Origin of the sequence: Streptomyces stoeckheimensis (genome assembly GCF_045822005.1) — a bacterium.
Classification (GTDB): domain Bacteria; phylum Actinomycetota; class Actinomycetes; order Streptomycetales; family Streptomycetaceae; genus Streptomyces; species Streptomyces stoeckheimensis.
In genome coordinates this window covers 8,173,470-8,186,044 of record NZ_CP169550.1, presented here as the reverse complement: position 1 = coordinate 8,186,044, position 12,575 = coordinate 8,173,470, and the positions used below count along the sequence as shown (strand labels likewise).

12 protein-coding genes and 1 pseudogene are annotated in these 12,575 nt (G+C 71.2%); 9 read left to right on the top strand and 4 right to left on the bottom strand.

Annotated features, from left to right (window positions below):
• Nucleotides 1-17 precede the first annotated feature (17 nt).
• The 4 genes from ACE1OC_RS37250 (at nucleotide 18) to ACE1OC_RS37235 (ending at nucleotide 2,493) form a co-directional block, all read left to right on the top strand.
• Nucleotides 18-362, top strand: coding sequence for an STAS domain-containing protein (locus ACE1OC_RS37250; RefSeq protein WP_407840718.1), 345 nt, complete (start codon nucleotides 18-20; stop codon nucleotides 360-362).
• Nucleotides 363-427: 65 nt separating this feature from the next.
• On the top strand, nucleotides 428-1,027 hold the full coding sequence (locus tag ACE1OC_RS37245) for a hypothetical protein (RefSeq protein WP_407840717.1): 600 nt from the start codon (nucleotides 428-430) through the stop codon (nucleotides 1,025-1,027).
• A gap of 32 nt (nucleotides 1,028-1,059) precedes the next feature.
• The gene (locus ACE1OC_RS37240; RefSeq protein ID WP_407840716.1) at nucleotides 1,060-1,758 is read left to right on the top strand and encodes a GAF and ANTAR domain-containing protein; all 699 of its coding nucleotides are present in this window, start codon (nucleotides 1,060-1,062) and stop codon (nucleotides 1,756-1,758) included.
• 18 nt (nucleotides 1,759-1,776) lie between these two features.
• Nucleotides 1,777-2,493 carry a GAF and ANTAR domain-containing protein gene (locus ACE1OC_RS37235; protein ID WP_407840715.1) on the top strand — a complete coding sequence of 239 codons (717 nt, stop codon included), beginning with the start codon at nucleotides 1,777-1,779 and terminating at the stop codon, nucleotides 2,491-2,493.
• Nucleotides 2,494-2,496: 3 nt separating this feature from the next.
• On the opposite strand, the gene ACE1OC_RS37230 is transcribed toward ACE1OC_RS37235, so the two are convergent.
• Entirely contained in the window at nucleotides 2,497-2,796 is a 300-nt protein-coding gene (locus ACE1OC_RS37230) for a hypothetical protein (RefSeq protein ID WP_407840714.1), read from the bottom strand.
• Nucleotides 2,797-3,161: 365 nt separating this feature from the next.
• Between ACE1OC_RS37230 and ACE1OC_RS37225 the strand changes: the two genes are divergently transcribed.
• The 4 genes and pseudogenes from ACE1OC_RS37225 (at nucleotide 3,162) to ACE1OC_RS37210 (ending at nucleotide 6,533) form a co-directional block, all read left to right on the top strand.
• Nucleotides 3,162-3,758, top strand: coding sequence for a hypothetical protein (locus ACE1OC_RS37225; protein ID WP_407840713.1), 597 nt, complete (start codon nucleotides 3,162-3,164; stop codon nucleotides 3,756-3,758).
• A 137-nt stretch (nucleotides 3,759-3,895) separates the two neighbouring features.
• The gene (locus tag ACE1OC_RS37220) at nucleotides 3,896-4,165 is read left to right on the top strand and encodes a hypothetical protein (protein WP_407840712.1); all 270 of its coding nucleotides are present in this window, start codon (nucleotides 3,896-3,898) and stop codon (nucleotides 4,163-4,165) included.
• Nucleotides 4,166-4,681: 516 nt separating this feature from the next.
• The gene (locus ACE1OC_RS37215) at nucleotides 4,682-5,464 is read left to right on the top strand and encodes a hypothetical protein (protein WP_407840711.1); all 783 of its coding nucleotides are present in this window, start codon (nucleotides 4,682-4,684) and stop codon (nucleotides 5,462-5,464) included.
• Nucleotides 5,461-6,533 (top strand): annotated as a pseudogene (locus tag ACE1OC_RS37210) (aminotransferase). Before ACE1OC_RS37215 ends, ACE1OC_RS37210 begins: the two are co-directional and overlap by 4 nt.
• An 83-nt stretch (nucleotides 6,534-6,616) precedes the next feature.
• Here ACE1OC_RS37210 and ACE1OC_RS37205 read toward each other — a convergent pair.
• Together ACE1OC_RS37205 and asnB are read right to left on the bottom strand one after the other, a co-directional pair.
• Nucleotides 6,617-7,849: an acetyl-CoA C-acyltransferase gene (locus tag ACE1OC_RS37205; protein WP_407841801.1), complete on the bottom strand. Its 1,233-nt coding sequence runs from the start codon at nucleotides 7,847-7,849 to the stop codon at nucleotides 6,617-6,619.
• 8 nt (nucleotides 7,850-7,857) lie between these two features.
• On the bottom strand, nucleotides 7,858-9,711 hold the full coding sequence (gene asnB, locus ACE1OC_RS37200; protein ID WP_407840710.1) for an asparagine synthase (glutamine-hydrolyzing): 1,854 nt from the start codon (nucleotides 9,709-9,711) through the stop codon (nucleotides 7,858-7,860).
• A 528-nt stretch (nucleotides 9,712-10,239) separates the two neighbouring features.
• On the opposite strand from asnB, the gene ACE1OC_RS37195 reads away from it, so the two are divergent.
• A complete protein-coding gene (locus tag ACE1OC_RS37195; protein WP_407840709.1) occupies nucleotides 10,240-11,007 on the top strand; it encodes a hypothetical protein in 768 nt (255 codons plus the stop codon).
• A gap of 122 nt (nucleotides 11,008-11,129) precedes the next feature.
• On the opposite strand, the gene lpdA is transcribed toward ACE1OC_RS37195, so the two are convergent.
• Nucleotides 11,130-12,542, bottom strand: a complete 1,413-nt coding sequence (gene lpdA, locus ACE1OC_RS37190) for a dihydrolipoyl dehydrogenase (RefSeq protein ID WP_407840708.1) — start codon at nucleotides 12,540-12,542, stop codon at nucleotides 11,130-11,132.
• Between the last annotated feature and the right edge of the window lie 33 nt (nucleotides 12,543-12,575).

Below are 12,575 nucleotides of genomic sequence, written 5' to 3'. Positions count from 1 at the left end.
AACCGAGGCGCCCCATCATGCGTGTCCCCGATCCGAACGCCCCCAGGTACGACGAGAACAGCCGGGTTCTGATCGCTCCGGCCGGTGAGCTCGACATCTCCACCGTCCATTTGCTGCGCGCGTCACTGGCGCAATGCCTGCACGACGGCGTCCGTACGATCGACATCGACCTGTCCGCCGTCACCTTCTGCGACTGCAGTGGCCTGGGCGTCCTCCTCTCATCGTGGTGGCGCATCACGGCGGCCGGAGGAACCCTGAGGCTGCACCACCCGCCGCCCGCACTGGTCCGGATCATCGACATCACCCGTTCCGGTTTCCTGCTCGGCGACCGTCCCGCTCCCGCCCTGGGCGGTGTGCTGTGACGGACACGTCGCCGCTGGGGCGTTCGCAGAGGGGCCGCCGCGGGGCTCCGTACGGTCCCGCCGACATGGCCTCGATCCGCCTGCGGCGGCTGAACCGATGGCAGGCCGAGGGACTGAAAGAGGACGTGGCGGACCTGTACGTGGAGTCCTCCCACCCGTTGGCGGGTACGGCCCACAGCAGCCGGGAAGCCTTCCTGCACCGCCTCACGGGTGATGTCCGCCAGCCCGGATTCGCCATGCTGGTCGCCGAGCGGGCCACCTTGCTCGGATGCGTCTTCGGCTTCCCCCTGCGGCGCGACGGCTCCTGGTGGAGGGGGTTCCTCGGGCCCCTTCCCCGGGACATCGAGCAACTCACCGCCTCCGGCCACGTCTTCGCCGTCACCGACGTCGTGGTCGCCCCGCACGAACAGGCCCTCATCCTCGGCAGACGGCTGCAGGAGCGGCTGCTGGACGACCATCGCGCGTCGCTCGGCGCCACCCTGGTGCTCGAGTCCGCAGTCAGGAGCCTGGCGGCCTTCCGGTCCTGGGGATGGCGCGAGGTCGGCGAGGTCCACAGGCCGCCCGGCGCAGCGCTGCACCGGGCGCTGGTACTGCCCCTCGGGAGGGCGCCGGCGGCCGCGTCCGGCCAGGGGCTCCCCCCGGGCACCCGGCGGCCGGAGCGGTGACGGGGGGCCGGTCGGCCAGGATCCGGGTACTGGTGGCCGAGCAGGCGGCCCGGCGCGGCGAACGGATCGGGGTGGTGGACGTGTGCACGGCCGCGGTGGCCGCGCTTCCGATCGACGGAGCAGGGGTGTCGGCCATGTCCAAGGCCTCGGCCGGCCATCCCCTGTACGCCACCGACCTGGTCAGCGAGCGGGTCGAGGAACTCCAGCTCACGCTGGGCGAGGGCCCCGGTGTGGATGCCTTCGCCCTTGGGTCGGCCGTCCTGGCGCCCGATCTGCGGGCCGACGGGGAACGGCTCCGATGGCCCGTGTTCGCCCTGGAAGCCGTCTCCGCCGGTGCGGTGGCGGTGTTCGCGTTCCCCTTGCGGATCGGTGGGATCAGCCCCGGAGTGCTGGACCTCTACTCCGATGTGCCGGTCGAGCTGGACTCCGCGGAACTGGCCGATGCCATGGTGTTCGCCGACACCGCCACGCTCGTGCTCCTCGGTGCCCGGATCGACGGGGCGGGCAGCGAGGAGCTGGGCGGCTACCGGGCCGAGGTCGACCAGGCCACCGGCATGCTCACCGTCCAGCTCGGTGTGGGCATCGAGGAGGCGTTCGTCCGTCTGCGCGCCTACGCCTATGCCCACGGACGCCGGCTCGCCGAGGTGGCAGCCGACGTGGTGGCCCGCAGGCTGCGGTTCTCGCCGGACCGGGACGCGGACGAGGAACGGAGCGCCCCCGACGATGCCTGACAACAGAAGGTGTACACGATGAATGAGCAGCTCCTCGCCAAGGCATTCGTCGAACTTGCGGACAACTTGGTCGCGGACTTCGACCTGATCGACTTCCTCCGCATGCTGACCGACAGATGTGTCGGCATGCTCGATGTGAACGCGGCCGGCGTACTCCTCGCGGACCGCAACGGTGAACTCCGCGTGATGGCCGCCTCCGACGAGCAAGTCCGCCTGCTCGAACTGTTCCAGCTCCAGAATGACGAAGGCCCGTGTCTGGAGTGCTTCCACACCGGCGCACCCGTCACCATCCCTGACCTGAGCACGGAAGCCGCTCGCTGGCCACGCTTCGCCGCGCAGGCCCGCCACAGCGGATATTCCGCGGTCCAGGCCCTGCCGATGCGCCTGCGGGACGAGGTCGTCGGAGCACTGAACCTGTTCCGCGCCCTCCCCGGACCCTTCGATCCGGCCGCCACGCCCGTCGCCCAGGCCCTGGCCGACGTCGCCACCATCAGTCTCCTGCAGCAGCGCTCCTCCCAGCAGAGCACGGTGCTCAACGAGCAGTTGCAGACCGCGTTGAACAGCCGTGTGCTGATCGAGCAGGCCAAGGGCAAGCTCGCCGAACGCCAGGGCATCGGCATGGAGGAGGCCTTCACGGCACTTCGCAGCTACGCCCGCGGGCACAACCGGCGCCTGTCCGAGCTGGCCGGCGCCTTCATCGACGGAACCGAACCCCTCACCGGCCTGGTCAACTGACCTTCAGCGCGGTTCTTCGCGGCCGCGGTCGCGGCGGTCCTCACGGCTCCGGCGGCCACGGTGCTGTCGATCGTAGCGGCGGTCCCAGCGGTGCTGCTGGTCACGGTGGTCCCGGTAGTCGTCGTAGTCGTCGTAACCGCGGTGGTCGTCGTAACCGCGGTGGTCGCCCTGACGGCCCGAGCCGCCCCGCCGTCCGCGGTGCACGAGGGCGAAGAGCAGTACTGCGGCGGCCACCCACAGCAGGTGGTTGGAGTAGCCGAAGAGGATCAGGGCTACCAGGAGCACGAGAAACGCGACGGACACGAGCGGTCCCTTCCACAGCGGAACAGATCATCGCTGCCGGGGACCAGGGCTTCATCCGGCAGCGTAGTCCTGCGAGGGGCTCGGCGACAGTCGTCGGGCCCATTGACAGGCGACACCGCCCGGCGTTGACTGACACGGACGGTGTTGGGCCGTACCACCCGGGAAGGCTCCGGAGCCAAGCCCTCCACCCTCCGCTTCGCCCGGACCCCGCGGAACGCAGGCACCACCCCTGTGACCGCTGTGCAGGTCCCGGCCTTGCCCCTCCGGATTCTCCTCCTCCTGCCGGCACCGCCCCGCCATCAACCGAGGAGAGCCGACGGTATGCAGCAGAACGACTTACGAGCCGGGAACATCGGGGGACCGCCGTGTCCCGGGCCGTGATCATCATCGCGGCCCTCGTCGCCGCGACGCTCGTCGCCGTGACGGCCATCCTCTTGGCCACGCTCGGCCACCGCCGGATCGGGCACGGTCTGAAACGGCGCTTCGGCCCCGAGTACGAACGCCTCGTGACCCGCCACGAAGGTGACACCAAGGCCGCGGACCGAGAACTCGGCGAGCGCCTGAAGCAGCACGGTTCCGTCAGGGAACGGCCGCTTTCATCGGCTTCCCGGGAGCAGTACGCGGCCCAATGGGCCGGGATCCAGAAGCGGTTCGTCGACTCCCCGCAGGAAGCGGTCGCCGAGGCCGACGCGCTGTTGGCACGGCTGGCATCGGACCGGGGCTTTCCGGTCGGCGGGCCGTTCGAAGAGCGGCTCGCCGCGCTCTCCGTCCACCACGCGAAGCACGTCGACGGCTATCGCGGCCTGCACGCGGCCGTCCACGGCCAAGGCAGCACGGAGCAGAACCGCAGGGCCATGACCGGGGCCCGGAACCTCTTCGACGCCCTGGTCGCACAGCAGCCGGCCGACTCCGGCCGGCACCGTCCGCAGCGTCACCACGCCGAGGGAAGTGGCACGCGATGACGTACGGCCAGGAACGCGCACGGCAATCCCCGACCCGGGCCCCGCTCCCCGGGCGGCTCGACCCTCGCGGGGGCCCGGCTCCTCACGCCCCACCCCCCGAAGAACCGCCCGGGGCCCGCACGGACACCCCGGTCCCGGTGTCACTGCTCGCGCAGAGAGACCGGGACAGGCTGACCCTGCACCTCCAGCACGCACTCGGCACCTTCGTCCACAGCCCGCGCGAAGCGGTCGAGGAAGCCGACAGCACCTTCGCCGAAGCCACCACCCGCGTCACGGCCGCACTCGTGGAACGCCGGCGCGCCATCGGCTCGACCCACGAGGGCCGCGGCACCGAAGCCGAGACGGAAGACCTACGGCTCGCCCTGCGCCAGTACCGGGAGATCACCGTGCGGCTGTTGCGCATGTGAGCGCCCCCGCTCCGGCCGGCCCCTGACAGCCGGCGGGAACGGCCCATCCTCCCCGATGAGCCGCCCCGCCGGCCTCCCGCCGTCACACACGAACGAAGCGTGCGGTCCCGTACTCCACCGCCCAGGGTGCTGCGGTCCGCCGGTTCCCCACTCCACACTCCACACCCCGGCAGCGGTAGAAGGGGCCGACCGGCCCCCAAGCAGGGGCCGGTCCTGCCCTTCCCGCCTCCGGCCCCGTGAGCACACGTCGGCCAGCGCGGAGGCGCAGCCCGGCAGTCCCGTTGAGTTCGCCGCGGACAGGTACCGCCTCCGGGTGCGGACACTGCTCACTGATCTGGCGCGGGACGCCGGGGTCGCCGACGCCGAGGACCTGGCCCGGCCGCTGCATCTGCTGTACGGCACGGTGGTTCGGCGCGGATGGACCGGGACCCGTCGGCAGGGATGCGGAGCTCGCAACGTTTGCGTCCGGGCAGGTCCTCCCCGGTGCCGGAGGTTTTCAGGACTAGCCTCCGCATCATGCTGCGTATCACCGACACCCGCACCGGCCGGGTCGTGGAGATTCCTTCCGCACACCGCCACCTGCTGCGCATCTGCGTCCACCTGCCGGCCATCGACACGGGGATCGGCATGGCGCATCTGCGGGCGCCGCTGGTCGGCGACGTACTGGCCCGCGCCGCGGAGTTGCACGGCCTGCAGGCCCTTACGGCCCTCACCACGCCGGACCTCCCGCATGACCAAACCCAGGCGCTCGATCGGGCCATGGCTGCTCTCGGCATCCACCCGCCCGCCACCATCGGTGTCCCCCAGCTGACCGAGACGATCTGCGCGGCTGCCGACGTCCACATCCTCGCGTACGACGCGGTCCTCCCGGACGCGGCCGACGGAGCCCGGATCGAGGTGGGCCAGGTCAGCCCGCCGCCCCCGGACGGATTCGCCCCGGCTGGGACCGATCCGCTGGCTGTGAGGATGCTGTTGCTCGGCCACGCCTACGGCGTGCCGGTCATGGCCACCGGCTCCGTGCTTGCCGAGGCCCGGCGGACGCTCACGCACTGGCGGCAGCAGGTGGCCGAATGGGCGCAGCAGCCGTCCAGGCCGATTCCTGCCGACGAGCTGCGGCAGGCTCGTGCCGTACTCGCCGACGATCTCGGCGTCCCCGCCCTCCTGGACATGCTGGCCGACGTGGCGACACGCGCCGATGTGCCGGCCGGTGCCAAGTTCGAGACGTTCGCCTTCCTCGACCGCGTCCTCGGGCTGGACCTCGTGCGCGAGGTCGGCCACCAGCACCAAGCGACACCATGACCACCGAGTTGAGCCCCGACGCCCTGACCAAGCTCCTGGCGCGGGCCCGCCAGGACTACCGGGCCCTCGCGGAACGCGGGCTCGCGCTCGACCTCACCCGGGGCAAGCCGGCACCGGAGCAGCTCGACCTCTCCCAGGATCTGCTGAGCCTGCCCGGTGGACGGCATGCCTCCGCCGATGGCACGGACGTGCGCAACTACGGCGGACTGCAGGGGCTGTCCGAGCTCGGGGAGATCTTCGCCGGCGTGCTCCAGGTGCCGGCCGGGCAGCTGCTCGCTGCCGGGAATTCCAGCCTGGAGTGAAGCACGACTGCCTGGTGCACGCCTTGCTGGGCGTGCTGCCGGGCGCCGAGTCGCGGTGGGTGGATCAGGGGCGGATCGCCTTCCTGTGCCCGGTGCCCGGGTACGATCGGCACTTCGCGCTCTGCGAGCGGTACCGGGATCGAGATGATCCCGGTACCGATGACCGCCGAGGGCCCTGACATGGAGGCCGTGGCGCGGCTCGCCTCGATGAGCACCGCGGCCCCGGACTTCCGGATCTTCTGGGACAACGCGTACGCCGCCCACGACCTCACCGACGGGCCCACCGAGATCGCCGACCTGCTCGCCACCTGCGCCGAAGCCGGCAACCCGGACCGGGTGTTCGTGTTCGGCTCCACCTCGAAGATCATCACCGCGGGCGCCGGCGTCGCCTTCTTCGGCGCCTCGCCCACGAACCTCCAGTGGCTGCTCGCCAACAACTCCAAGCGGTCCATCGGCCCCGACAAGGTCAACCAGCTGCGACACGCCCTGTTCCTGCGCGACGCCGACGGGGTGAGGGCCCAGATGGAGCGCCAGCGTGCCCTGCTCCAGCCCAAGTTCGAGGCGGTGGCGCGGATCCTGGACGCCGCGCTGCCGAGGCGGGCATCGTGCTGACCCCGGCCGGCGCCACGCACCCGTACGGCGACGACCCGCGCGACGCGGTCATCCGGATCGCACCCAGCTACCCGTCCCTCGCGGAGCTGGAGCAGGCGATCGAGGGGCTCGCCGTCTGTGTCCGGCTCGTGGGGTACGAGCAGCAGGCCGGCTAGGACAAGGGCTTCGACAACCTCTGTTCGGACGCTGCCGCACCTGCGAATCGGCACGCCGGACCGACCGGCCTTCGCCGCGCTCGTCAGGCGAGGCGTTCCAGGACGGCGGTCATGCCGATGCCGCCCGCGGCGACGACGGAGATCAGGGCGGTGGAGGAGTCGTCCTGGCGCAGGGTGTTGAGGGCGGTGGTGGTCAGGCGGGCTCCGGCGGCGCCGTACGGCTCGCCAAGGGCGATGGAGCCGCCCCGGGTGTTGAAGCGGTCCGGGTCGCAGTCGAGTTCCCGGCAGTAGGCGAGCATCTGGGCGGCGAAGGGTTCGTTGCCGACGCAGACGTCGACGTCATCGAGGGTCATGCCGGTACGGGCGAGGACGCGGCGGGTGGCTTCGACGGGGGCGGGGCCCTCGGTTTCGGGGGTGTGGGCGCTGACCGCGGTGGCGAGGATCCGGGCCAGCGGGGTGATGCCGAGGGCGAGGGCGAAGGCTTCGTCCATGACGAGGACGGCCGCCGCGCCGTCGCTGAGCGGGGCCGCGTTCCCGGCGGTGACCCGGCCGTCGGGGCGTGCGGCGGGTGCGAGGGCGGCCAGGGTGTCGAGGGTGACCCCTCGGCGGGGGCAGTCGTCGCGGGTGACCTTCTCCCCGGCCGGCGTGAGGACGGGGACGATTTCGGGGGTGAAGAACCCGGTCTCCCAGGCATGGCCGGCGAGGCGGTGGGAGCGGACGGCGTAGGCGTCCATCTCGGTGCGGGTGATGCCGTACACGTCGGCCGCGTGTTCGGCGGCGAGCGCGACGGGGAGGTAGGGGTCGGGCAGGGCGCCGCCGGTGCGGGGCTCGTACCAGGTCTCGTCGGCGGTGGCGGAGCGGTGGGCGGTGCGGGCTTCGGCGTCGGCGAAGGCGGGGTTGCGGGTGCCGGGCCAGGTGTCGGAGCTCCCGTACGCGAGACGGGACTGGGACTCCACACCGGCGGCCACCACAGCCCGCGCGTCCCCGCAGCGGACGGCCTGGGCCGCCATGCGCAGCGCCTGGAGGGAGGAGGTGCAGAAGCGGTTGACGGTCGCCCCGGGCACGTGGTCGAGGCCGAGGAGGACCGCGGTGATGCGGGCGATGTTGAAGCCCTGTTCGCCTCCGGGGAGTGCGCAGCCGGCGATCAGGTCGTCGAGGTGGGCGGGGTCGAGCTGCGGGACGCGTGCGAGGGCGGCTTCGACCGCGGTGGCGAGGAGGTCGTCGGGCCGTACGGAGGCCAGCGCACCGCGGTGGGCGCGGCCGATGGGGGTCCGTACCGCGGAGACGATGACGGGGCGGGGCTCGGTCGTGGTCATGGGGGTGCTCACAGGTTCAGGGTCGGGCGGTGGGTACGGAGCCACACGTCTAGGTCGAGGACGAATTCGAGCCCCTCACGGGGGAAGCGGTGGGCCGTGTCGGCATCGAGGAGCAGGTCGCGTACGGCCGCGGTGTCGAGGAGGTCCACGGCCGGGCTGTCGGAGTCGAGGAGGAGGCGGGTCTGTACGGTGAGGGCTTGCCGGTAGGCGGGGTCGCGGCTGACCGGGTAGGGGCTCTTGCGCCGGTCGAGGACCGGGTCGGGAACCAGGCCGCGGCAGGCGGCGCGCAGCAGGCTCTTCTCCCGGCCGTCGTGGGTCTTGAACGGCCAGGGGGTGTTGAAGACGTACTCGACCAGGCGGTGGTCCAGGAACGGAACGCGTACTTCCAGGCCGCAGCTCATGCTCAGGCGGTCGGTGCGTTCCAGGAGGGCGGGCAGGAAACGGGTGAGGCTGAGGTGGCTGATGGTGCGCAGCCTGCGCTCGGCGGCGCCGGCGGAGGGCAGGTGGTCGAGTTCTGCCCGGGCCTCGGCGAGGAGCTGGGCGCGGTGGGCGTCCAGGCCGAGGGCGGCACGCAGGGGCGGAGCCAGCAATTGGGTGAGGTCGGCGCGGGTGATGACCCGCTCCCAGGGGAAGGCCGCCTGCGGGGCCCCGCCGGGCGGCGCGTCCTCCGTTTCGAACCAGCGGTAGCCGCCGAAGAGCTCGTCGGATCCGTCACCGGAGAGGGCGACCTTGCCGTGGGCGCGTACGGCCTTGAAGAGCAGCAGGGCGGAGTGGTCGAAGTCTCCCAGGCTCAGACCGTCGCGGGCGCGGACGACTTCGGAGCGCAGGGCGGGGTCGGCGAGCCGCAGCGAGTCGGGGGTGATGTGGTGATGGCGGGAGCCGAGGGCTTCGGCCATCAGGACGATGTAGGGGGCGTCGTCGTCGCGGCGCATCGCGTCCCGGGCGGACGGCCTCGTCTTCGCGGTCAGGTCGAGGGAGACGGTCGTGAGGGGTAAGCGGGTGGTCTGCCGGGCCAGGGCGGCGATGGCACTGGAGTCGAGACCGCCGGAGAGCAGCGTGCAGGACGGAACTTCGGTGACGGCCTGGCCGCCGACCGCCTGGGCGAGCAGGTCACGGACGGTGGCGATGGTGTCGGGGAGGTCGTCGGTGTGCTGGCGCGGGGTCAGGGACCAGTAGCGGCGCACGGTGGCCCGGCCGGCGGCGTCGATCGTCACCACATGCGCCGGCGGCACCTCGCCGAGGCCTGAGAACGCGGTCCGGCCCGGTGAGTTGACCATCGGGTGCGAGGACAGGATCAGTTCGCGCAGCCCCGGCAGGTCAAGAATCGTTTCCGCCTGCGGGTGGGCCAGGACCGCTTTGGGTTCGGAGCCGAACCGGACGCCACGAGGGGTCAGCGCGTAGAAGAGTGGCTTCACTCCCAGCCGGTCGCGGGCCAGCAGCAGACGCCGCCCACGCGGGTCCCACACCGCGAACGCGAAGATGCCCTCCAACCGTTCCGCGGCGCCCGCGCCCCACTGCCGGACGGCTGCCAGGACGACCTCGGTGTCGGAGCGCGTCCGGAAGCGGTGACCACGTGCCGTGAGCTCGCGACGCAGCTCGTTGTGGTTGTAGACCTCGCCGGTGAACACCAGCACCGCACCGGGCCCGCTGGAGGCGGTCTGGTCCACCATGGGCTGGCGGCCGCCGGCCTGGTCGACGATCGCCAGGCGGGTGTGCCCCACAGCCGTACCCGGACCCGTCCACGACGCCGAGGCGTCCGGGCCCCGGCAGGCCATCGACTCCAGCATCGGCTTGAGCTCCGCCAAGTCCGCTTCCGGCATCCCGTCCCGGCCGAACACAACCCAACCAGCGAGCCCACACACGAAGAATCGATCCCCCTCAATGACGGCGCCCGGGGCCAGCGCCACCGAGCGGCTACACTCTGCACACCGATGATCACCCAAAGCAACGCGCGGCTAGGCCGACCGAGTGACGAGGTGGAAGCGGCGGGACGAGGTCGGCGAGGACATCGCCACGGAGGAGTCCTGGTCGGGGCGACCGAACCCATCAGCCTGCACAAGCACGCCCGGGCATCGGCGGAAAGCACCGCCTCCTCGCCGAACATCGCTTGGAGCAGGTGAAGTTGATCGGCGGGTGTGGTCTGCGTCAATCCCCAGTACACGCGCCGGCCCGGTGTGGTCTCGGTGAGGCCGCTACGGGGAACGTGCCGCCCTGGGGTCAGAACGCGCTTGGGCGAAGGCGACTCCTCCAGGCGCGGGCTGTCCTTGACCTGTGGCCCGGCTGTGGACTCACCCGGGCCCTACCGCGAACTTGAGTACGCCTACTCATGCCGGCCCGTACCCGCCCGGAGGAGCATGGGCAGTCCGGACGTCCGGACGGGAGGCGGGGGCATGGGTAGGTCTCTGGGGGTGGCGGCAGCCGTCGTGGTGGCGGTCGCGGCACTGGTCTTCGCCTACGTGGCGGGGGCACCGCCCGCGGTGGTGTTCGCCGTCGGGGCGGGTGTGCTCAGCCTCCTGTGGCTGCTGCTCCTGCTCACGCTGCCCTGGAACCTGTACTTCCGCGCGCACGCGGTGCTCGCCGAGATCGCGGTGAGCCGCGAGAAGGGCATGGAAGTCTCCCCGGCCCGGGATGCCGAGGCCGCGCGCATCGCACGCACGATGCTCCGCGCGGCGATCGCGGGCCACATCCTCACGGCAGCGGCCGTCTTGGCGGCCACCTGGGCGACGGACGAGTTCACGGGCTACTGGTTCGCCGCGTTCTTCCTGCTGAGCACCTTCTTCCGGCCGGCCGGTGCCTACTTCGGCCAGCTCCGACGGCGCCTGGGAACCCTCCTGAAGGACGTCACGTACCCGCGGGACGACGTCGTCGAACTGCACAAGCGACTGAACCGCGCCGAAGCCGGGACACGGGCCCTGGAGGAGAAGAGCGAGGAACAGTACCGAGCCCTCGCCGAACTGCGCCGCACCGTGGACGCGCTGGCCATGAGCACCTACGAGCGGACCGAGGAGACGAACCGCAGGATCACCGCGCTGGGCAGGGAGTTCGAGTCCACGGTGAACCGCCTCACCGACAACCAGGAGATCATCGCGGGCGTGAAGGCGTTCCTGCGCCTACTGCGTTCCACCGACGCGGCCGATGACACCCCGGCCTCCTCGTAGCGTGTCGCACCACGCTCCCGGCGCCACGTAGCCGGCTACGCCGATTCGCGGCGGACCAGGGGCGCGCCATCGGCGCCGCGTGCCGGTGCGGCCGTCTGCCGTACCGGCACGCTGCGGGAGGCTCACATGTTGATCATGTGGCCGGCCAGGCCGTGCACGGCCTCCTTGACGGCCTCGCCCAGGGTCGGGTGGGCGTGGACGTTGCGGGCCACCTCGTGGACGGTGAGGTCCCATTGCTGGGCCAGAGTCAGCTCGGGAAGCAGTTCGGTGACGTCGGGGCCGATGAGGTGACCGCCGATCAGCTCGCCGTACTTGGCATCGCTGATCAGCTTCACGAATCCGGTGGTGTCGCCGAGGCCATGGGACTTGCCGTTGGCGGTGAAGGGGAACTTGGCGACCTTGACGTCGTAGCCGAGCTCACGGGCCTGGGCCTCGGTGTAGCCGAAGCTCGCGATCTGCGGCTGGCAGTAGGTGGCGCGAGGGATCATCGCGTAGTCGAGTTCCATGGTCTCGGCATCGGCGATCGTCTCGGCCGCGATCACCCCCATGGCCTCGGCGGTGTGGGCGAGCATGAGCTTCGCGGTCACGTCACCGATGGCGTAGATGTGCGGGACGGAGGTGCGGCAGCGGCCGTCGACCTCGATCGCGCCGCGGTCGGTTACGCGCACGCCCGTGTGCTCCAGACCGTACCCGGTGACGTTCGGTGCGAAGCCGATCGCCTGGAGGACCTTGTCGGCCTCCAGGACCTTCGGCGTGCCGTCCTTCCCGGTGACGGAGACGCGGACCTGGGGCCCGGACTCGTCGATGGCGTCGACCCGAGTGGAGGTGAGGACCTCGATGCCCAGCTTTCGGTACTGGCGGGCGAGTTCGGCGGAGACCTCGGCGTCTTCCAGCGGGGCGACACGGTCCAGGAACTCGACGATCGTGACCTTCACACCATAGTTGTGCAGTACGTAGGCGAACTCGATGCCGATGGCACCCGCCCCGGCGATGACGATGGACTGCGGGAGGTCATCAGCGAGGATCTGCTCCTCGAAGGTCACCACGCGCGCGCTGCGCTTGGTACCGGGCAGCAGTTTGGGGGTCGCGCCGGTGGCGATGACGCACTGGTCGAACCCGATGGTGCGGGTGTTCCCGTCGTAACCGGTGACCTGGAGGGTGTGCGGGTCGAGGAAGGTGCCGCGGCCGTCCACCTCGGTGATCTTGTTCTTCTTCATCAGGTAGTGGACCCCCTTGACCCGGCCGTCGGCGACCGCGCGGCTGCGCCGGAAGGCCTCGCCGTAGTCGAAGGTGACCTCTCCCTCGACCTTGATGCCGAAGGTCTTCGCCTCATGGGTGAAGATGTGGGCGAGTTCCGCGTTGCGCAACAGGGCCTTGGTCGGGATGCAGCCCACGTTCAGGCAGACACCTCCCCAGTACCTCTCCTCCACGACGGCGACACGCTTGCCCAGTTGGGCGGCACGGACGGCGGCGACATAGCCCCCGGGCCCGGCTCCGAGTACGACGACATCGAATCGATCGTCCTGCTCGACCATGGTGCGATCCTCTTCTTCCATCGGTTCAACTGC

What these genes read in the sequence shown, in the direction of transcription:
- ACE1OC_RS37205 (WP_407841801.1), bottom strand. Translation starts at nt 7,849, where the DNA reads ATGACCACGACCGAGCCCCGCCCCGTCATCGTCTCCGCGGTACGGACC.
- ACE1OC_RS37245 (WP_407840717.1), top strand. Translation starts at nt 428, where the DNA reads ATGGCCTCGATCCGCCTGCGGCGGCTGAACCGATGGCAGGCCGAGGGA.
- ACE1OC_RS37215 (WP_407840711.1), top strand. Translation starts at nt 4,682, where the DNA reads ATGCTGCGTATCACCGACACCCGCACCGGCCGGGTCGTGGAGATTCCT.
- ACE1OC_RS37235 (WP_407840715.1), top strand. Translation starts at nt 1,777, where the DNA reads ATGAATGAGCAGCTCCTCGCCAAGGCATTCGTCGAACTTGCGGACAAC.
- ACE1OC_RS37195 (WP_407840709.1), top strand. Translation starts at nt 10,240, where the DNA reads ATGGGTAGGTCTCTGGGGGTGGCGGCAGCCGTCGTGGTGGCGGTCGCG.
- lpdA (WP_407840708.1), bottom strand. Translation starts at nt 12,542, where the DNA reads ATGGTCGAGCAGGACGATCGATTCGATGTCGTCGTACTCGGAGCCGGG.
- ACE1OC_RS37250 (WP_407840718.1), top strand. Translation starts at nt 18, where the DNA reads ATGCGTGTCCCCGATCCGAACGCCCCCAGGTACGACGAGAACAGCCGG.